The 21548-nt window shown below is 39.6% G+C and carries 12 protein-coding genes, 1 riboswitch and 1 other annotated feature; of the genes, 9 read left to right on the top strand and 3 right to left on the bottom strand.

Features of this window, described 5'->3' with window-relative positions:
- Positions 1-120 precede the first annotated feature (120 nt).
- Positions 121-201, top strand: a riboswitch (SMK box riboswitch).
- The 6 genes from metK (at position 199) to IGJ39_RS12685 (ending at position 8281) form a co-directional block, all read left to right on the top strand.
- Positions 199-1392 (top strand): methionine adenosyltransferase, encoded by a 1194-nt coding sequence (gene metK / locus IGJ39_RS12710; RefSeq protein WP_010734128.1) that lies wholly within the window; start codon positions 199-201, stop codon positions 1390-1392. Its footprint overlaps the riboswitch before it by 3 nt.
- A gap of 185 nt (positions 1393-1577) precedes the next feature.
- Positions 1578-3056, top strand: coding sequence for an MDR family MFS transporter (locus tag IGJ39_RS12705; protein WP_104776177.1), 1479 nt, complete (start codon positions 1578-1580; stop codon positions 3054-3056).
- Between the two features lie 57 nt (positions 3057-3113).
- Positions 3114-3905 (top strand): alpha/beta hydrolase, encoded by a 792-nt coding sequence (locus IGJ39_RS12700; RefSeq protein ID WP_104776178.1) that lies wholly within the window; start codon positions 3114-3116, stop codon positions 3903-3905.
- Between the two features lie 6 nt (positions 3906-3911).
- Positions 3912-4448: an acyl-CoA thioesterase gene (locus tag IGJ39_RS12695; RefSeq protein WP_010734132.1), complete on the top strand. Its 537-nt coding sequence runs from the start codon at positions 3912-3914 to the stop codon at positions 4446-4448.
- 348 nt (positions 4449-4796) lie between these two features.
- Entirely contained in the window at positions 4797-6509 is a 1713-nt protein-coding gene (locus IGJ39_RS12690; RefSeq protein WP_062806054.1) for an ABC transporter ATP-binding protein, read from the top strand.
- Positions 6510-6511: 2 nt separating this feature from the next.
- A complete protein-coding gene (locus tag IGJ39_RS12685) occupies positions 6512-8281 on the top strand; it encodes an ABC transporter ATP-binding protein (RefSeq protein ID WP_108146029.1) in 1770 nt (589 codons plus the stop codon).
- Positions 8282-9016: 735 nt separating this feature from the next.
- Here the strand turns inward: IGJ39_RS12685 and IGJ39_RS12680 are convergent.
- The 3 genes from IGJ39_RS12680 to IGJ39_RS12670 are packed head-to-tail and all read right to left on the bottom strand — an operon-like array spanning position 9017 to position 11204.
- Positions 9017-9592 carry a class I SAM-dependent methyltransferase gene (locus IGJ39_RS12680; protein ID WP_104776181.1) on the bottom strand — a complete coding sequence of 192 codons (576 nt, stop codon included), beginning with the start codon at positions 9590-9592 and terminating at the stop codon, positions 9017-9019.
- Complete coding sequence (locus IGJ39_RS12675; protein WP_019722572.1) at positions 9586-10548, bottom strand: TIGR01212 family radical SAM protein; 963 nt, start codon at positions 10546-10548, stop codon at positions 9586-9588. The genes IGJ39_RS12680 and IGJ39_RS12675 overlap by 7 nt, the downstream gene beginning before the upstream one ends.
- Entirely contained in the window at positions 10548-11204 is a 657-nt protein-coding gene (locus IGJ39_RS12670; protein ID WP_071867920.1) for a phosphatase PAP2 family protein, read from the bottom strand. Before IGJ39_RS12670 ends, IGJ39_RS12675 begins: the two co-directional genes overlap by 1 nt.
- Before the next feature lie 365 nt (positions 11205-11569).
- Here IGJ39_RS12670 and IGJ39_RS12665 point away from each other — a divergent pair, with 365 nt between their 5' ends.
- The 3 genes from IGJ39_RS12665 to IGJ39_RS12655 all read left to right on the top strand — a co-directional run bounded on the left by IGJ39_RS12665 (position 11570) and on the right by IGJ39_RS12655 (position 21001).
- The gene (locus IGJ39_RS12665; RefSeq protein WP_438764928.1) at positions 11570-13588 is read left to right on the top strand and encodes a LysM peptidoglycan-binding domain-containing protein; all 2019 of its coding nucleotides are present in this window, start codon (positions 11570-11572) and stop codon (positions 13586-13588) included.
- A 70-nt stretch (positions 13589-13658) separates the two neighbouring features.
- Positions 13659-13871 (top strand) — a binding site (T-box leader).
- A 90-nt stretch (positions 13872-13961) separates the two neighbouring features.
- A complete protein-coding gene (leuS, locus tag IGJ39_RS12660) occupies positions 13962-16376 on the top strand; it encodes a leucine--tRNA ligase (RefSeq protein ID WP_438764926.1) in 2415 nt (804 codons plus the stop codon).
- 584 nt (positions 16377-16960) lie between these two features.
- Positions 16961-21001 (top strand): Ig-like domain repeat protein, encoded by a 4041-nt coding sequence (locus IGJ39_RS12655; RefSeq protein WP_438764924.1) that lies wholly within the window; start codon positions 16961-16963, stop codon positions 20999-21001.
- Positions 21002-21548 lie beyond the last annotated feature (547 nt).

Here is a 21548-nt window from a genome sequence, read left to right as displayed (position 1 = left end):
CGAACTCCTTCTAGAGTATTTATTCTAAAAAAGTCGTTTCCTTATCATTTTTACAACTTTCTCTTTTTTCTAAAAAGTAACAAAAAAACGAGCGTAAAATCTGTTTATCTGCTATACTTGACTCGTTGCAAGTTCCCGAGAGGATCCGTACGAACGGAGATGCCTTGTAACCGAATTTAACTAGGGGGAATCATAATTATGGTAGAAAGACATTTATTTACATCAGAATCTGTTTCAGAAGGACATCCGGATAAGGTCGCTGATCAAATCAGTGATGCGATTTTAGATGCGATCCTAGAACAAGATCCAAATGCAAGAGTAGCTTGTGAGACGTCTGTAACGACAGGGCTAGTTTTAGTATTTGGCGAAATCTCTACGACAGCATATGTGGATATCCAAAAAGTGGTACGTGAGACAGTCAAAGAAATTGGTTATACTCGTGCAAAATTCGGCTTTGATGGTGATACTGTAGCAGTATTGGCAGCAATTGACGAGCAGTCACCAGATATCGCTCAAGGGGTGGATGAAGCACTTGAGATCCGTGACGAAAAAGAAAGAGATTTATTAGATGAAATCGGCGCTGGCGACCAAGGCTTGATGTTTGGTTTTGCAGTGGACGAAACACCAGAATTGATGCCATTACCAATTGCCTTAAGTCATCGCTTAGTACGACGTTTAGCTGAATTGCGTAAATCAAAAGAATTAACATATTTGCGCCCAGATGCAAAATCACAAGTCACTGTAGAATATAATGACCAAGGACAACCAGAAAGAGTTGATACGATCGTTATTTCGACACAACATGATGATGCAGTTGATAATGCAACGATTCGTCAAGATGTCATTGAAAAAGTGATCAAAGAAGTTATTCCAGCAGAACTACTGGACGAACAAACAAAATATTATATTAACCCTACTGGACGTTTTGTGATCGGCGGACCTCAAGGAGATGCTGGATTGACAGGACGAAAAATCATTGTTGATACGTATGGTGGGTATGCCCGTCATGGCGGCGGTGCTTTCTCTGGGAAGGATGCAACGAAAGTTGACCGTTCAGCAAGTTATGCGGCACGTTACATTGCGAAAAATATCGTAGCAGCAGGACTTGCTCGTAAAGTAGAAGTCCAATTGGCTTATGCAATCGGTGTCGCTCAACCAGTTTCGATCTCCATCAATACCTTTGGAACGGCAGAAGTGCCAGAAGAAGCGTTGATTGCTGCGGTAAGAGAAAACTTTGACTTACGTCCTGCCGGAATCATCGAAATGCTTGATTTGCGTCGTCCAATCTATAAACAAACAGCTGCATATGGTCATTTTGGACGTACAGATGTTGACTTGCCATGGGAAAAAACAGATAAAGTAGATGCATTAAAAGCTAGTTTAGCTAAATAATTTATGTTTGAATTGAATGTGTTCGCTGCGTGTGACGCACATCAAATGTAGACCAGTAAGCCGGGATATTCGAAAGTAGCTTATGCTACTTTTAGAGTATTTTGGCTTTTTTAGCAGAGTCGAAGTTTATTAGGCAGATGATGCCATTTAAATAACGGAAGTTACGATAAGGAGTGGGCTTGAGAATGGAAAGAAAAACAAACGTGAAAGTCGTAACGATCTGCGTGTTCATCGCTACATTTATGACGGCGATTGAGGGGACAATCGTTACGACTGCAATGCCAACGATCGTTGGTTCACTGCACGGCATGGAAATGATGAACTGGGTGTTTTCGATTTATTTATTGACGAATGCCATGTTGACACCCATCTATGGGAAACTTGCAGATAAAGTTGGAAGAAAACCGATTTTTATTTTCGGTACGCTATTATTTATTATCGGTTCACTTTTTTGTGGGCTTTCTCAATCTATGCTTGGCTTGATTATTTCGCGGGCAATTCAAGGGATGGGTGCAGGAGCAATGATGCCAGTCGCATTGACGATCATTGGCGATTTGTACACGATTGAAAAACGAGCAAAAGTGTTAGGGTTGAATAGTTCAGCTTGGGGAATCGCTAGTGTGTTTGGTCCATTAGCTGGTGGATTTATTGTGGAAGCATTGAGTTGGCACTGGATTTTTTTCATCAATGTGCCGATCGGGTTATTACTGATGGTGCTGATTTGGCTCTATCTCAATGAACCAAAAACAACTCGTGAAGCGAAACCAATGGATCTTAAAGGTAGTTTTAGTTTGATGTTTACGTTGGTTTTGCTGTTACTAGGTTTTCAATTACTAGGTGATCAAGGGCTGACACCATTTGTATTGGGATTATTGATAGGGAGTATTTTGTTCTTTTTCTTATTCCTATTTGTTGAAAAACGAGCAGAAGATCCTGTCATCATGCTTCACCTATTCAAAAACCCGCTTTTTGTCGTTGTGAATGCAGCAGCAGCTTTAGCAAGTGGTTTTTTAATGGGGATCGATGTCTATATCCCAATGTGGATGCAAGGAGTATTAGGACTTAATGCGGCAATTGGTGGATTAGTTTTGGCACCACTTTCTCTTGTTTGGATGGTTGGTTCGTTCTTAGCAAGTAAGTGGATGACCCAGATGACCACCTATCGAGTGTTACGTATCGGGTTGTTCATTACCATTATCGGTGGTGCAGGACTTTGGTTGATGCCATTTCAAAGTAATTTTTTATGGTTCTTCCTGATTTCAACGATCATCGGTGTCGGTTTAGGGATCACAATGACAACATCGACTGTCAGCGCACAAAACAGTGTGCCTTCAGAACAAATGGGTGTTGCCACTTCGTTTAATACGTTAGTCCGCACCATTGGGCAAACAGTGATGGTCGCAGTTTTTGGATTATTGATCAACCGAGTCACGCAAGCTGAACTTGCTGCCAAACAATTGACAGACGATCCGGACATCATGAACAAATTAGTCAATCCACAAACAGCAAAAATGATTGACGCAGAAATATTAACACCATTACGAGAAATTTTGTATCATGGGTTACACCAAGTCTATCTAGTAGGCTTATTATTAGTCATCATCGCGCTGGGGCTAACATTTTTACTTCGTCAAAAAAATGCTACAATAAAAGAATACAAGTAAATTTACAGATTGTTGTCAGAAAAACGATCTGAATAAAGTAAAGAAGGCGAAAAACATATGGCATTTATCCAAGCAAATGTTTATTCAAACGTATTAGAAATGGAAGTCAATCTAAATGTGATCTTACCTCAGACAACCAAAAAAGTGATTGGGACAAGTACGTCGGCAAATCTGACGGATGTTCCAGTGCTTTACCTGTTACATGGTATGGGAGGCAATCATAGTGTTTGGCAACGGCGGACTTCCATTGAAAGATATGCGGCGGATTACGGGTTAGCCGTCATCATGCCATCAACGGATTTAGGTTGGTACACAGACACAACGTATGATATGAAGTACTGGACGTTTATCTCAGAAGAATTACCAGAAATCTGTCACGAATTGTTCCCACAACTGACAACGAAACGAGAAAAAACGTATGCAGCCGGTCTTTCAATGGGTGGATATGGTGCGTTGAAATTGGGGTTAGCAAAGCCCGAACGTTTCTCAGCTATTATTTCTCTCTCAGGTGCGGTGTCGGTTGGTAATCGAATGGACGATTTATTGATGATCCGTCAAGCCAAGTTCTGGGAAGGGATTTTTGGTCCACTAGATAGCATTCAAGGTTCAGTCAATGATCCGGCTTACCTTGTCGAAGCGTTGGCTAACAGTGGCAAAGAAGCCCCACGCATCTATCTTGCTTGTGGTGAATCCGATTTTCTCTATCAAGCCAACCAAGAAATGGCAGAAATTTTAAAAGAAAACAACATCGATGTGACATTTGAACATGGTCCTGGTGAACATGATTGGATTTTTTGGGATCAATGGATCCAACGAGCGCTCGCTTGGTTGTTCAACAAAAGGAGCTGACACCGTATGGAAGAAACAAAGTATTGCAAAGACTCGATGGTTATCCAAACACATCGGATCTTTCCCTTTGATTTGAATCCATTTGGGTATCTTTTTGGAGGGAAACTAATGGCAATGATCGATGATGCAGCATCGATTTCGGTCACCCGTCATTGTCGCAGAGGGGCAGTCACTGCTTCTTTAGATAGTTTGAATTTTTTGAAGCCTTTGCATGAAAATCATTCCGTTTGCGTGGAATCTTATGTGTCCGGTGCCCATAAGAAATCAATGGAGGTTTTTGTGAAGATCATCGGTGAAAACTTAACGACAGGTGAACGCTATTTGGCTGCTACTTGCTTTACGACATTCGTTGCGGTTCCTTCACATATGAACCTTGAAAAAGAGTTTACCGTGCCACATGTCATTCCTGAAACCGAGGAAGAGCAATTAGTTTGCAGTGGGTACGAGGAACGCCGTGCTACAAGACAGAAGGAAAGAACAGCCTATAAAGAATTTGCCGCTAGTTTATCTTTAGATCTCCCTTGGACAAGAGAACGAGAATAAGTCTACTTATGAATGGTAGAAGAAATGCAGAAGTGATCCTATAAAAAGATCGCTTCTTTTTTTATCGATCCGAGCAAGATAGGTGCTAAACGGATTGGAAATAAGCATAATAAAGAAGAATTCTATAACGTACCTTTTATAGTGAGAGGAAGATGAACTCAAGAAGAAAGAAGGTGTATTTAAAAACAGATAATTTAAAGTTTCTTTCTATTATAAAAGTAGTTCCAGCGTTAAAAAATTACAGGTTGATTTCTTTTTTCAAACATGGTAAATTGTTAGTCGGTCTATTTTTACGAATTATAAAATAGGACGATTTATTATAAAAAAAGAGAGGTGTAAGTCACAAATATGAAGCTTATTTTAAAACATGCAAAAAACTATCGATTAGCTGTTTTTGTTTCTTTGCTTTCTGTCGCACTTATGGTGACAGCTACGCTTTGGCAACCTAAGTTGTTGCAACAAGTATTAGAAGCAATCATTACAGAAGACAGCGATGAAATGCGTACGATTGGCATTTCTTTGATTAGTTTAGCACTCCTAGGTTTAGCAGCTGGAGTCACGAACACGATATTTTCTGCTAAAGTCGCACAGGGTGTCAGTGCAGATATCCGGGAGGAAGCGTTTCGCAAGATCCAGACCTTCTCATTTGGTAATATTGAACAGTTTTCTGCTGGAAATTTAGTGGTGCGCTTAACGAATGATATTACGCAGATCCAAAACTTAGTGATGATTTCTTTGCAATCTTTGTTCCGTATCCCGTTTCTGTTTATTGGTGCATTTATTCTTGCGATGGCAACAATGCCTCAGTTGTGGTGGATCATCGTTCTTTTGATCGTTACTGTATTCTTGATCACAGCTCTGTCCTTTACACGTATGGGCAAGCACTTTATGATCATCCAAAAACTGATCGATAAAGTTAATAGTATCGCAAAAGAAAATCTAATGGGGATTCGAGTAGTCAAATCGTTTGTCCAAGAAGAAAATCAGTTGAATGAATTTAGTAAAGTTAGTGAAGATTTAACGAAGCACAATATCATTGTTGGAACGTTATTTTCAGTCATGATCCCCTCATTTATGTTAGCTGCGAACTTAGCTGTGGTGGGAGCAATCTTCTTCGTCAGTGATCTTGCAAAAGATGATCCAACCCTGATTGGTGGTATTGCTTCATTTATGAACTATTTGATGCAGATCATGATGGCGATCATCATCGGCGGTATGATGATGATGATGACCTCAAGAGCCGCTGTTTCCTTAAAACGGATCAAAGAGATCTTAGATACTGAACCAGATTTAACTTATCTAGATGTACCTGAACAAGAATTGACTGGTTCTGTTCGTTTTGAAAACGTGTCTTTCCGTTATCCTGGTGATGATGCAGACACACTCAAAAATATCACTTTTTCGATCGAGCCTGGTGAAATGGTTGGTATTGTTGGGGCAACTGGAGCAGGAAAGTCAACTTTAGCACAATTGATTCCACGCTTGTTCGATCCAACGGAAGGGAAAGTAGAAGTTGGTGGTGTTGATCTACGACAAGTGAATGAACACAGTTTAAGAAAAACCGTCTCGTTTGTTTTACAAAAAGCGATTCTTTTTTCAGGCACGATTGCCCAGAATTTACGTCAAGGGAACAAGAATGCAACAGAAAAGGATATGGAAAATGCTTCTTCTATCGCTCAAGCCAAAGAATTTATTGAGAAATTAGCTGATCGTTATGAAGCACCAGTCGAAGAACGTAGTAGTAACTTTTCTGGTGGACAAAAACAACGTTTATCTATCACACGTGGTGTGATCGGTCAGCCAAAAATCCTGATTCTAGATGACAGTACCAGTGCATTAGATGCCCGTTCAGAAAAACTGGTTCGTGAAGCCCTTGATCGTGAGTTAAAAGACACGACAACGATCGTTATCGCTCAAAAGATTGCTTCTGTTGTCAAAGCAGACCGCATCTTGGTACTAGATGAAGGAAAACTAGTGGGTGAAGGAACGCATGAAGAACTCGTTGCAAACAATCAGGTATATCAAGAGATTTTCGAAACTCAAAAAGGAACGGAGGAGTAGCCATGACTGATTTGATTAAAGCAAGTAAGTTTTTCTATCATTATTTAAAGCGGTACAAGGTTTCCTTCTTCTTTATCTTTATTACTGTGATTGCAGCAACTTACTTACAAGTAAAAGCACCTCAATATATCGGGGAAGCTTTCCAAGAATTAGCAAATTATATTACTGCTTTGATGCAAGGTGTCGATGATAAAAGCAATTTCCTTTCGATTATTTGGAAGCTTTTGATGTTTTATGTTTTAGCCAGTGCGGCAAATTTTATTTACAGTATTTTATTTACACAAGTGGTCGGGAAATCAACGAACCGGATGCGTATTGGATTATTCAATAAATTAGAAAAATTAACGATCCGCTTTTTTGATTCCCATCAAGATGGAGAGATTCTTAGTCGCTTCACTAGTGATTTGGATAATATCCAAAATAGTTTGAACCAAGCACTTCTTCAAGTGATCACGAATGCGGTTCTATTAGTTGGTATCTTGATCATGATGTTCCGCCAAAATGTCCAACTTGCTTGGGCGACGATTGCTTCTACACCGGTCGCGATTTTGATTGCTGTCCTAGTCATCCAAAAAGCCCGCAAATATGTCGACATCCAACAAGATGAAGTCGGTAAATTGAATGGTTATATGGATGAAAAGATCAGTGGGCAACGCGTGATCATCACGAATGGCCTGCAAGAAGAAACAATCGAAGGTTTCTTAGCTCATAATAAAACTGTTCGTGAAGCAACATTTAAAGGACAAGCGTACTCAGGGTTACTTTTCCCAATGATGCAAGGTATGTCTTTAGTCAACACCGCGATCGTGATTTTCTTTGGTGGATGGTTAGCGTTGAATGGTGATTTGGAACGTTCAGTAGCGCTAGGATTAGTAGTTACTTTCGTCCAATATTCTCAACAATATTATCAACCATTGATGCAAATTTCTTCTGGCTACAGTATGATCCAGTTAGCGATCACTGGAGCGCGAAGACTGAATGAAATGTTTGCTGAAAAAGATGAAGTGAAACCACAAAACGGCAAACCGTTTGCAGGGATCGAAAAGGGCTTATCATTGACGAATGTTGATTTTGGCTATAGTCCAGAGAAATTAGTCTTAAATGACGTTTCCATTGATGTGAATAAAGGCGAGATGGTTGCTTTAGTAGGCCCAACTGGTTCAGGTAAGACAACGATCATGAACTTGTTGAATCGCTTCTATGATGTGAACGGTGGCTCTGTGAGCATTGACGGAACAGATATCCGCGAGTATGATTTAGACGAATTGCGTCGACATGTCGGCATCGTTCTACAAGAATCCGTTCTATTTTCTGGCACGATCCGAGACAATATTGTCTTTGGTAAACCAGATGCAACGGATGAAGAAGTAGTTAGCGCAGCGAAACAAGCAAATATCCATGACTTTATCCAGACGCTCGAACATGGCTATGATACCCACGTCTCTGAGGAAAATAATTTGTTCAGTACGGGGCAAAAGCAATTGATCAGTATCGCGCGAACAATCATCACGAATCCAGACCTATTGATTTTAGATGAAGCAACAAGTAACGTGGATACAGTAACTGAAGCAAGAATCCAAAAAGCAATGGATGAAGCGATCAAAGGTCGGACAAGTTTCGTGATCGCCCATCGCTTGAAGACGATCCTGAACGCTGATCGCATCGTTGTTTTACGTGATGGCAAAGTGATCGAAGAAGGAAACCATCATCAATTATTAGCAGAAGATGGCTTTTATGCAGAGTTGTATCATAATCAGTTTGTGTTTGAATAGGCGGTTGGAGAGAACGAATGTCTCCACTCCCGTCATTGTGTAACGAATGTTCAAATGGAAGTCGAAAAACACCAAATCAAGAAGCCCTTGGTTTGGTGTTTTTCATGTCATGTAGTCTGATTGGCGCTTTTGGATGAATCCAAACATGAACCTTTGAAAATTAGCAAGGCTCTCGTACTTATGTAACAAAAGTTATGGCAAATAGTTTTCAGTTATTAGAAAGTGAATCTGTGATTTCTTATTAAGTCAGGTCAATGATTTTAGAAATCATCACTATACAAAATAAAAAGAACTTAGTCAAGTATTCCTCATGATAATCGTTTGATCAATAGAAGTGACGATGAATTTCTATTCTAAATACACAGACACACTGGAATATTAATTGTATTATAGTATAATGTATTCAACAAAGAACAGGTTCATATTACGACCAAAACCCACTAGCTGGCGGGTTAGTGGGTTTTGTCTAAGCGTGTTACATAGAACATAGTAAGGAGAACATCATGGGTATTTTAGGAATCCTAATAGCCATCATCAGTTTTATTTTGGCAGTAGGCGTAACAATATTGATCATTCGTGTGCTAAAACAGTATTTCACCAAATCATAGGTCAAATGTGATCAAGTGAGGGTCATGAAGAAAACGGTATTCTAATAGGTCGTTAGGTTCTGCTAAACAAATGAAAAACCTCTTTATCTTCTCAGTTTTATCACCCTAGAAGATAAGGAGGTTTTTATTAGTTGTGGTTTTTCTTTTTTTCAATACAATACAAGATCGGAGGATTATTTTTTTGATTGATAAATTGATAATTCAAAACATTGAATTGTTCTTGAGGCAACGCTTGGCAAAAGCTTTGTACCATATCTAGTTCTGCTTCGCCGCCTTCATGACCATAATAAACGACGATGATCATGCGACCTTGTGGAACTAAACGTTTCAAGATTTCTTCCATCGCTGTTTTTGTCGTTTCAGGTAGCGTGATGACGGATTTATCACTTTTGGGTAAATAGCCTAAGTTGAAGATGCCGGCTTTGATCGCTTGTTGTTCAGCAATGACTTCACCAATGGTTTCATGTCCTTGTAAAAACAGTATCGTCCGATCCAATAAGCCATTTTCTGACAATTTCTGTTGCGTGGCTTCCATTGCTTGTTTTTGGATATCAAAGCTGTACACTTGGCCAGTTCGTCCGACTTTATCTGCAAGAAATACAGTATCATGTCCATTCCCCATCGTGGCATCAATCACATGATCTCCTGGTTGGATGATTTCCTCCAATAGCGTATGACTATAATGAAGTGCCGTTTTCAACATCCGCTTTTGACTCCTTCTCGAATATTGTACTTTCCTTGATAACTATTGCGATGAATCATTTCTTCATCAATCGCATTTAAGACTTCCCATTTTTTCAAACTCCACATTGGCCCGACCAACGAGTCCCAAGGCGCATCACCAGTTAAACGATGAATGATGATCTCTTGAGGAATCATTTCCAATTGGTCACAAATGACAGATACATAATCGGCTCGACTCATCAATTGCAGTCTGCCCTCATGATAGTCACGTAACATCTTTGTTTTACGCATCAAGTGCATCAAATGTAGTTTGATTCCTTGGATATCAGAATCTAAGATCGTGCGACGAACATTTTCCCGCATCATTTCCAATGATTCTCCTGGTAATCCGTTGATCAGATGCGTACATACACGTATGTTGTGCTTCCGTAATTTCGTAACACCGTCTAGGTATGTTTGATAATCATGTGCTCGATTGATCAAGACGGAGGTTTCTTCATAAGTCGTTTGTAAGCCCAATTCTACCCATAAGTATAAACGTTGATTCAATTCAGCTAAGTAATCCACGACTTCATCGGGTAAGCAATCTGGTCTGGTACCAATTGATAAACCAACGACACCTGGTAGGTTGATGACCTGTTCAAATCGTTCACGAATAACTTCGACTGGCGCATGGGTATTCGTGAAATTTTGAAAGTAAACGATGTATTGATTCACTTGTGGCCATTTTTTGTGCATCATATCGATTTCTTTTTGAAACTGGATCGGTAGTGGCTCTTCTGGAGCAACGATCATATCACCAGAGCCAGAAACACTACAAAAGGTACAACCACCGTGGGCAACTGTTCCGTCACGATTGGGACAATCAAAGCCACCATCAATCGGTACTTTAAAAATTTTCCCACCAAATTCATGGCGTAACGCATAATTCCAAGAATGGTAACGTTTATTACCTTCAGCATAAGGAAATTCCATTAAAATCCCTTCTTCCTATTTGATTGTGTAAATGGCAAGCGTTGTTGGACATACCAAGGATAAGTCAAGCATAACCAAAATAGGCTCAAGCTATAACCACCGAGGATATCACTAGGATAATGGACACCCAGATAGACACGACTAGCGCCAATACTCAGAATCAGTAAACCTAACAATACTTGGATCATCCATGCCCATTCTCTCGTCTTGATCAAAGATGGCATCAAAAAAATCAATGTGCCATACAAGATCATACTCGTTGCGGCATGTCCGCTGGGAAAACTATACGTCGTTTCGACAACTAAATGTTGAAGACTTGGACGGTCACGCATCACTAAAAGCTTGATTAGTGGATTTAATATCCCAGCAACTAGCACAAAGTTGAAGATGAACCAATACAGTTCTTTTCTTTTTTTCTTGTGCCATAACCAAAGAGCAACTAATCCAAATACTAAAATGACAGTTATTGCATTTCCAAATGTCGTGATCAACCGCTGAAATGGATTCCAATCAGGATAAGGAATACGAATCCAATGGGTCAGCGTTTGGTCAAAACTAGACAATAGATCCACGCGAAATAAGACAAGTAGACTCAACGCTAGAAAAAGCAAGAAGCAACTTGCGGCTGAGATTTGGAAGATTCTTTTATTTTTCATTTAACTCCTCCTTCATGCCCAATCATTATAGCATTTATTATAAGAACGAAAAACAAGAGTTTTCTATTCCTGTTCACTTGGATCAATGAATAAAAATATATTGTTATGCAAGTTGTAATGTAACAGCAACCCTCAAGTAATATAACCGACATATTTAATTTAAAAAATAGGTGGTCATATATAATTTAATAACTCGGAATCGTTTGATTAAAGGGTTAACAAAAGCGTCAAATCAAAAAATTACGAAAGATTACATAAAGATTACAAAACAACGTAATAGTCTTAAATAACTTTTAATAAATATTAAGAGAAGTTATAATTATTGATAAGGCTAGATAAAAGTAATTAAATATGGGGGATAGTATATGCAAAAGGAATTAGTAGGACGAAAAGAACGCAGACGTCTGGAACAAGCAAAGCGTTACCGTAAAGTAAAGCGAAGTGCGGCAATCGTCGGAACCGCAATGGTGGGCTGTTCAGCTGTAGCACCAGTATTACAATCAGTCGCTGTCAATGCGGATGAAACACCGATCCAAATGAACTCTCGGATCAATACCGCTGCATTTATCACAGAAATTGCAACATTTGCACAACCAATCGCAAACGCGAATGATTTGTATGCTTCAGTAATGATCGCTCAAGCAGTCGTCGAAAGTGGTTGGGGTGGCAGTACATTATCACGTGCACCGTATCATAACTTATTTGGGATCAAAGGAAGTTACCAAGGACAAACTGTTTATATGGACACGCTTGAATTCTTGAACAACCAATGGGTGACGAAAAAAGAACCTTTCCGTCAATATCCTTCTTTCGCAGAGTCTTTTAGTGACAATGCCTATGTACTTAGAAATACTTCATTTGGTAATGGCTACTACTATGCAGGTGCTTGGAAGAGTAATACTCGTTCTTATACGGATGCTACTGCCCATTTGACAGGACGCTATGCGACAGACCCAAGTTATGCGACAAAATTAAACAATCTTATCATGACGTATGGCTTGACCAAATATGACACACCAGCAACTGGAAATGCAGGCGGTGGTGCGACTACTGGCGGCGGCAATACGATCAATACAGGTAACACAGGAAGTACAAATACAGGAAGCGCGAATACAGGAAATACTGGTGGAAGTACGACTACGGGTTCAACGACGTACACAGTAAAATCTGGTGATTCTGTTTGGGGTATTTCAAATGCTCATGGCATCTCAATGGCACAATTGATTGAATGGAATAATATTAAAAATAATTTTGTTTATCCAGGACAAAAATTGACGATCAAAGGTGGTACAGCTGGCGGATCTTCAACAACAAATTCAGGAAACAATACAGCTTCTGCAGGCAGCAGTTCTGCTGGAACAACAACAAACAATTCGTCCGGTACGCGTTATACAGTCAAAGCAGGTGACTCTGTTTGGGGTATCTCGAATGCCCACGGCATCTCAATGGCACAATTGATCCAATGGAATAATATCAAGAATAATTTTGTTTATCCAGGACAAAGCTTGATCGTTTCTAATGGTGGGTCTGCTTCTGTAAATACACCATCGACACCAAGCACAACACCATCAACACCAAGTACAGGTGCTTCAGTTTCTGGTGCAAAATATACGGTCAAAGCAGGCGATTCTGTCTGGGGTGTGTCTCATGCCCATGGCATCTCAATGGCACAGTTGATCCAATGGAACAACATCAAGAACAACTTTATTTACCCAGGACAACAGTTGGTTGTTTCAAATGGTGGCGCAACAAGCACTGCATCAACGAATCCAGCACCTTCAACACCGACGAATAATCCAACGACTTCAAACACAGCAAGCCAAGGCTCAGGCACCTACACGGTCAAAGCAGGGGAATCGGTGTGGAGCGTCGCAAATAAAAATGGGATCTCGATGAACCAATTGATTGAATGGAACAATATCAAAAATAACTTCATCTACCCAGGTCAAAAACTGATCGTAAAAGGTGGAAGTACAGCAGCGCCAACATCTACACCGACAACAACGCCGGCAGCTGCGCCAAGCACACCGAATACGTCAGCAGCAACGAACACATCAACATCTGGTGATACGATCTATACGGTCAAAGCAGGTGAATCCGTTTGGGGGGTAGCTGATAAACACGGCATCACGATGGATCAACTGATCGAATGGAACAATATCAAAAATAATTTCATTTATCCAGGCCAAAAAGTGATCGTGAAAAAAGGAAATACAACAGCAGCACCTACGTCTAATGATGGCAAACGTTACACAGTCAAAGCAGGTGAATCCGTTTGGGGTGTAGCTGATAGCCATGGCATCTCAATGGCGCAATTGATCGAGTGGAACAACATCAAAAATAACTTTATCTACCCAGGACAAAGTTTGATCGTTGCAAAATAATCGATCTGACTGAAATAATAGTTGATTGATTCAATAATATTTGTTACTATGAAGCTACTAAAAATTTAGTTGATCAACGTTTGAAAAGGAAGTAGTAAAAAGTCGAAAGTTTTAGAGAGCACATGGTTGGTGAAAATGTGTACGGACGCTTTTGAACTCGCCTTTGAGTTGCACCTGCTGAACAGTTCTCCCAGTAAGCAGAGGCGGTGACGACCGTTACAACGTTCAAGGCCTTGTTTAGTAAGGCAAAATTAGGTGGTACCACGTAGATTACGTCCTATAAAAAGAGCAATCTTTTTATAGGATTTTTTTGTTTTTCAAGGCCAAATGCTAAAAGAAAAACAGATCATTACATCAAAATAGGGGGTTCAAGATGAGCTATAATCACAAAGAAATTGAAAAAAAATGGCAAAAATATTGGGCAAAAAATAACACCTTCAATACGCATGATGAACCAGGTAAACCAAAATTCTATGCGTTGGATATGTTTCCATATCCATCAGGACAAGGTCTGCATGTTGGGCATCCAGAAGGCTATACTGCAACAGATATCCTAGCTCGTTTCAAACGTAGTCAAGGTTTCAACGTGTTACATCCAATGGGGTGGGATGCATTTGGTCTACCGGCAGAACAATACGCATTGGATACAGGGAATGACCCTGCAGAATTTACGCAAAAAAATATTGAAACCTTCCGTCGCCAAATCAATTCACTTGGTTTTAGTTACGATTGGAATCGTGAAGTAAACACAACAGACCCTGAGTACTACAAATGGACACAATGGATCTTTACTAAATTATACGAAAAAGGCTTAGCTTATGAAGCCGAAGTAGCCGTGAACTGGGTACCTGAATTAGGGACTGTTATTTCTAATGAAGAAGTCATTGACGGAAAAAGTGAACGTGGTGGCTATGATGTCATCCGTAAACCGATGCGTCAATGGATGCTGAAAATCACTGCTTATGCAGATCGTTTGATCGATGACCTAGAACTTGTTGATTGGCCTGAAAGCATCAAAGAAATGCAACGAAACTGGATCGGTCGCTCAGTTGGAGCAAATGTCACGTTCAAAGTGGCTGGAACAGATAAAGAATATACAGTCTTTACTACACGTCCGGATACGTTATTTGGCGCAACCTACTCTGTGCTAGCACCAGAGCTAGACTTGGTTCGTGAGATCACGACTCCAGAACAAAAAGAAGCAGTGGAAGCGTATATCGCAGAAACAGCGAAAAAATCAGATCTTAAACGTACTGATCTTGCCAAAGAAAAAACAGGCGTATTTACAGGTGCTTATGCCATCAACCCAGTGAATGGCAAGGAAATCCCTATTTGGATCGCTGACTATGTGTTAGCTTCTTATGGAACAGGAGCGATCATGGCAGTACCCGCACATGATGAACGTGATTACGAGTTTGCAAAAACTTTTGATCTAGAAATCTTACCAGTCATCGAAGGTGGCGATACTTCAACAGCTGCCTACACAGAAGATGGTGTGCATATCAATTCTGATTTCTTGAACGGATTGAACAAAGAAGAAGCCATCGATGCAATGAATCAATGGTTGGAAGAACAAGGTGTTGGGAAAAAAGAAGTCAGCTATCGCTTGCGTGATTGGTTATTCTCTCGTCAACGTTATTGGGGTGAACCAATCCCAGTCATCCATTGGGAAGACGGCACAGTAACAACTGTACCTGAAGAAGAGTTGCCATTACGTTTACCAAAAACAACTAATATCCAACCAAGTGGAACAGGGGAGTCACCATTAGCAAACATTGACGAGTGGGTCAATGTCGTTGATCCTGAAACAGGTAAAAAAGGCCGTCGTGAAACGAATACGATGCCACAATGGGCAGGAAGCTCATGGTATTACCTGCGCTATATCGATCCACATAATAAAAAAGAATTAGCTAACTATGAAAAACTAGAACGATGGTTACCAGTAGATATTTATATCGGTGGGGCAGAACATGCGGTACTTCACCTATTGTATGCTCGCTTCTGGCATAAATTCCTTTACGATATTGGCGTGGTACCAACAAAAGAGCCTTTTGAAAAATTGTTCAATCAAGGAATGATCCTTGGAGAAAACAACGAAAAAATGTCTAAATCTCGTGGCAATGTGGTTAATCCTGACGATGTCGTAGAAGCATATGGTGCGGATACGTTACGTCTCTACGAAATGTTCATGGGCCCATTAGACGCATCGATTGCTTGGAGTGAAAATGGCTTAGAAGGCAGTCGTAAGTTCTTAGATCGTGTTTGGCGTTTGATCGTAGATGAAAACAACAAAATGCGTGATCGTATCACGACACTGAATGACGGTAAGCTTGACAAAGTGTATCATCAAACAGTCAAAAAAGTCACAGAAGATTACGAAAATCTACACTTCAATACAGCGATTTCGCAATTGATGGTCTTTGTCAATGAAGCATATAAAGTCGATGCCTTACCTTATGAATATATCGAAGGATTTGTTCAATTACTAGCACCGATCGCGCCACATATCGGCGAAGAGCTATGGGCGATCCTAGGCAATGAACAAGATCTTTCTTATGCACCATGGCCGACTTATGATGAAGCTGCTTTGATTGAAGATGAAGTAGAAGTCGTCTTCCAAATCAATGGAAAAGTTCGTGCCAAAGCCAGTGTTGCACGTGACTTATCAAAAGAAGAACTAGAAAAAACAGCGATGGACGATGATAGTATCAAAGAACAATTAGAAGGAAAAACAATCAGAAAAGTGATCGTGGTTCCAAATAAATTAGTCAACATCGTCGCAAATTAATAAGTAAGCACCAATAGAAAAAAAGTAAAAACGAGATGCCACATTCTCATGAAAATCATTTGGATTTCATGAGAATGTGGTTTTTTTTATAAATTTCCATCTGAGGGAAATTTTATTATCAGTGATAATTTCATATTTTTACTCTATATAATAGTTATCCCTTTTTGTTCAAGGAATAGTAACTAATCTAGTGTAGACAAGAAAAAGGTAAAGTCGAAAAAAATAGTGATCGACTGGCGTTCACGTCTTGGGTGTTTTTTTACCTTGCTAACGGTAAAAAAAGATTTTATTAGTATTTTGAAATTATGGATAATATTTGTATGGCATTTGCATTATTATTTTTTGAGTTTTTTTTCATTTTTTAGCGGGTTTGCACCATTGATTCCACATAAAAATCCTGCTTAAACTCGCAATGATTTTTGCGAAGGTGCCTGAACTAACTACATACCTTTTATTTATAGCTGAACTTTGCAGAAAACTTACGACCGAGTAGCTCGTTTTAACGATTACTTGTCTCAATCAGTTTATCCAAAAAGATAGATGATTACATGCATTGTCAAAAAATAAGAGAGGGGAGAGAATTTTTGAAAGCAAAAAAAATACGGATTATCGCTACCTCATTCCTATTGTTTCAACAGGCATTGCTACCTTCTGTGGTAATGGCAATAGAAAACGAGTCGATAGCTAATACAGAGATCATGGAAGAACAGCCAGAAAGCCACTTATCTGAAGAAGCAACAGACGTGGTCGAAGAACAAGCACCAATTACTCACGAAGAGCCTGAAGTAGTAGTGGAAACTCCTGAAGCTCCACCAGAAGTGGCAGAAGAAGTGCCACCGATGGAAGCACCACCAGAAGCACCAGCGACGGAGGAGACTATAGAGACGGTGGAAACGCAAGAAGAAGTGCCACCACTTGATGAAAGTCCGCTATCTGTCCATTTGGGACGGCTGAATTTAACTGCACAGAACGTAGCAGAACTAACCAATCATGGGAGAAGCTCCTATATTCAAGCTGTCTTGCAAAATGCCATCAATCGAACTATCACTTTAGGCAATGCGGCAAATTCGACAGCCACTTTCTCCGTGACTGTACCGACACATTCCATGGTACAGCGGCAAGGTACTAGTAATGGCTGGATTTCTTCAATTGTTACGGACAGTACTGTCGGAATGCCCGATGAATTATACACACAGATGTATTATGGGAATCATTCGACTCACCGAAATACATACACATTAACGAATATTTCGTCAAGTAATGCAGCGGTGAGTGTCTCTGCTACTGTAACAATCAATTCCAATTTTACATCAACGATCAATTTTACAGTCACAAGAGTACAGGCGGCAAGCACGACCGTAGCGTTAGATATCCGTGGAAATGTCGGTTTAGGTACGACTGGTGTTGCGACACAGTTCACACACATTGCCACCCCAAGACATGTGATGAATCTTAGTTATACGGGGGAAACAATTGGACAATTGACAGTGAATGCGGAAGATGAGGAAGAAGTCCCAACAGTCGGTGTGCATGCGAATGTGACGGTTCAGGCCACGAGAAGCCAATCGTTGTCTCAAGAAGTGATTCAAAGTTGGTTCCATACATTACCAGGTCCAGGAAATTGGAGTTTCTCCACCTCAAATCTTGGAACTGGTTGGTTCCCTGGTTATACTAATCAGTTGCCAGTTTATCTTATCAATAATTCCACTGGTGGAATCACACAATTTTGGACAACTGTGACGGTCGTAGACACTGAAGCACCTACAGGTATGGAAAAAACAGAATGGACAGATATTCAAGCAAATCGTCACCGAGATTTTAACCAGGAAGAATTACGTTCGGTTATAAATAATCTTCAAGATAATTGGTCTACGTTGAGTAATATTAGAATGGCAGCTACAAGAAGCTTGACGGAATTAGTACCTAACTCCACTAATTTAATTAATCTAAATGCAACAGATGAAAGTGGAAATACACAAAATTTTTACGAAACAAGAATGCGTATTATAGACACATTAGCCCCTACAGGAACAGTGAAATCAGAAATAATCGATCTTTCTAATGTTGAAACAAGCATTCCCTCTCGTTCAGAAATCATGCAATTTTTGAATAATGATTTGGAGGACAATTGGACATTAAGAGATGAAATTATCGTTCAACTGTTAGACAGTAATGGGGAAGTTATCAATTTGCAAAATCTAGAACCATCAAATAGCGTTCATACAGGTTATATTCGTCTAGAAGATGAATTTGGGAATCAATCGGCGCTACAGGAAGTGAGATTTAATCTGAGAGATATCGAAGGACCAACAGCAAATGTCACGACTACGCCAGTAGATTTTGAAGCCACAAGAGTGAATGATTTGACGAAAGAAGATATTATGAAATTCTTTATCGATGATCCAGTGGATAATAGTACACCAACGGATCAAATCGATATTTCATTAATCGATAGTTCTGAGAATACAGTAAGTATCAGTAATGTTGCTCCGTCAATCACAAATGTCTATGATGCAGCAATCCGTTTAACTGATGAATTTGGTAATTTTCGTGATTTACCAGTTACTTATCGTGTAATAGATACAAAGTCTCCAGATGTTACCACAAATACAACTACTAGAGATTTACAAGCACGACGAATTGGAGGGCTTGAGCGCTCAGAGTTGTTACCGTTTGTTGATTCGATGTCGGATAACTGGACCTTGAATGATGATATTAAATTATCATTGCTTGACTCGCTAGGTACGTCTACTTCGATTGCTGGAGTAGCACCTAACTTACTCCAAACGTATACGGGATTTTTAAATGTAGAAGATGAAGCAGGTAATGCGAATAGAAATCAAATGGTCAATTACCGTGTGATCGATACGCAAGCGCCAACAGGAAGTGCCAAAGGAACCTGGACTGTTTTTGAAGCGAATCGTCATCGAGATTTTACCCAAGATGAATTACGATTACTATTTCATAGCATTTCGGATAATTGGACCTTATCAGAAAATATTCGCTTAGAAAGTCATCGTCGCCTATATGTTTTATCTCCAAATGAACCAAGTGCATACCATCCAATGGATATCACGGCAATCGATGAAGCTGGAAATGAACATATTTTTAGAGGAACTATGCCAAGGATAGTGGATACTACGGCGCCAACTGCTAACTTTAAAAACGAGGTGATCGACTTTTCTACTCTTACATCGAATACGTTCTCTCGAACAGATCTGTTAAGATTTTTCAATGGCACACCGGAAGATAATTGGACGTTACCAGAAAATATCCGCATTGAATTGGTCGATAGTCAGGGAAATGAATTTGCATTGGATGACTTGGAGTTCCAAGAATATACAGGCTATATTCGTTTAGAAGACCAACACGGAAATCGTACAGATTTGCAAGAAGTAAAATTTCTTGCAGGAGACAATGAAGGGCCGACAGGAAATGTCGTTACTCAACCTGTGGATTTTCAAGCACGCCGAGTAAACGAATTGTCGAGAGCAGATTTATTGCGGTTCTTTACTGAGGACCCATTAGATAATACGACGGCAACCGATCAAATTGACCTTTCTTTACGAAATAATAATGGAGAAGTTGTGAGTATCGTCAATGTTGCTCCTTCAACGGCCATTTATGATGCCAACGTTCGTTTACAAGATATTCGCGGTAATTATACGGAATATCCGGTTAACTATCGCGTGGTCGATACGCAAGCACCGACAGGTTCAATTAACCAAGAAATCACTATTTTCGAAGCCACTCGAACGCGTGATTTTACACAGGAAGAATTGCGTTCGTTACTCATTGACTTAGAAGATAATTGGACAGAACGAGAAAGTATCACGTTAAAAAACAATCTTCCGTTACACAACTTACGACCTAATAGTATAGGCGAATGGTATTTTCAAGTACATGTTGATGCGACCGATGAAGCTGGCAATACAATAAGAATTGAAAATACTAAGGTACGAATTGAAGATACCACAGCACCTGACGGAACATTAAAAGATCCATTAGTGTTCACGAAGGGGCAAACAGCTCCAAGCGGACGAGATTTTCTAGATGGTGATCCGACCGACAACTGGTCATTGTCACCAGATATTCAAGTCGAAGTTACGTATGAAGACAATGTGCAATTTGCCGATTTAGCGGTAGGCGATCATGGTGTAACGATCACCTTAACAGACCAAGCTGGCAACGCTCGGACGTTGAACAGTCAAGTTACGATCCTAGAAGATACGTCCGAGTATATCGACGTGACGATTCCAATGAATGTGTCCTTTGCTCAAAGTAAAGAAAGTAATGGCATCGTCTCACCAACCTATCAGATCCAAAACAATGCGGAACGTGCGGTTCAAGTGTCAGTGAGTTCTGTCGTTAGTCAATCCAATACGGAACAATTGACAGAGATTGATCTTGGTGTGAAGAACAATCTGAATGACAATCAAGTCATGTTGATCTCATCAGGTCAAAACCTCAATAACCGCAGAGAACTAGGAACAATCGAAGGTCGTAATACATCGTTCTCCTTCTCGTTATTTGGAACGGTTGGAGAGAACTTTGATTTTGAAAGTTTGAATGATCCATTAAGCCCAGTGTATAGTATGCGTTTGAACTTCAATGCAAAGGAATAAAAATGGCTTTTGGTAAATGATATACATGAAAAGAAATCTTAGAATAATTTTTGGAACAACAAGAAAGAATCTACTTTCTTGTTGTTCTTTTTTTATGCAGTTAAAAAATATTTTTTATGAGAGGCATCTTTGCAATTTCTCATAGTAAAAACCACTAATTTTTACTTATGGAAATTATGGTTTTGAATAAAGTGCGATAGAAAAAAAATGTGATGAGTAATCAGCGATATTTAGTAGATGTTGAGAAAACGTATCAAGCAATTTGGTAATAATAAGATTAAAATTTGCTGTTCATTCCTCTAATTTAGATTAAAAAATGATTTTTTTACCTTTCTAACGGTAGAAAAAGATTTTGTTCCTATAATAGAATTATGGATAATTTTAATGTGAATGTGTGTTATTTTTTTAACAGTTAAAAAGGGAGAAGAAGGTCATTCAGTGAAACAATTACATAAAGCAATTATTCGATCGTGAAAAGGCGATTCTGCGAACTGTTTGTACTGAATGGAACAGACATATCTTCTATCTGTATGAGTCATCAAGCAGA

Origin of the sequence: Enterococcus sp. AZ140, from assembly GCF_051714405.1 — a bacterium.
Classification (GTDB): domain Bacteria; phylum Bacillota; class Bacilli; order Lactobacillales; family Enterococcaceae; genus Enterococcus_B; species Enterococcus_B pernyi.
The sequence above is the reverse complement of the archived record's forward strand: the minus strand, read 5'-3'. Positions and strand labels throughout refer to the sequence as shown.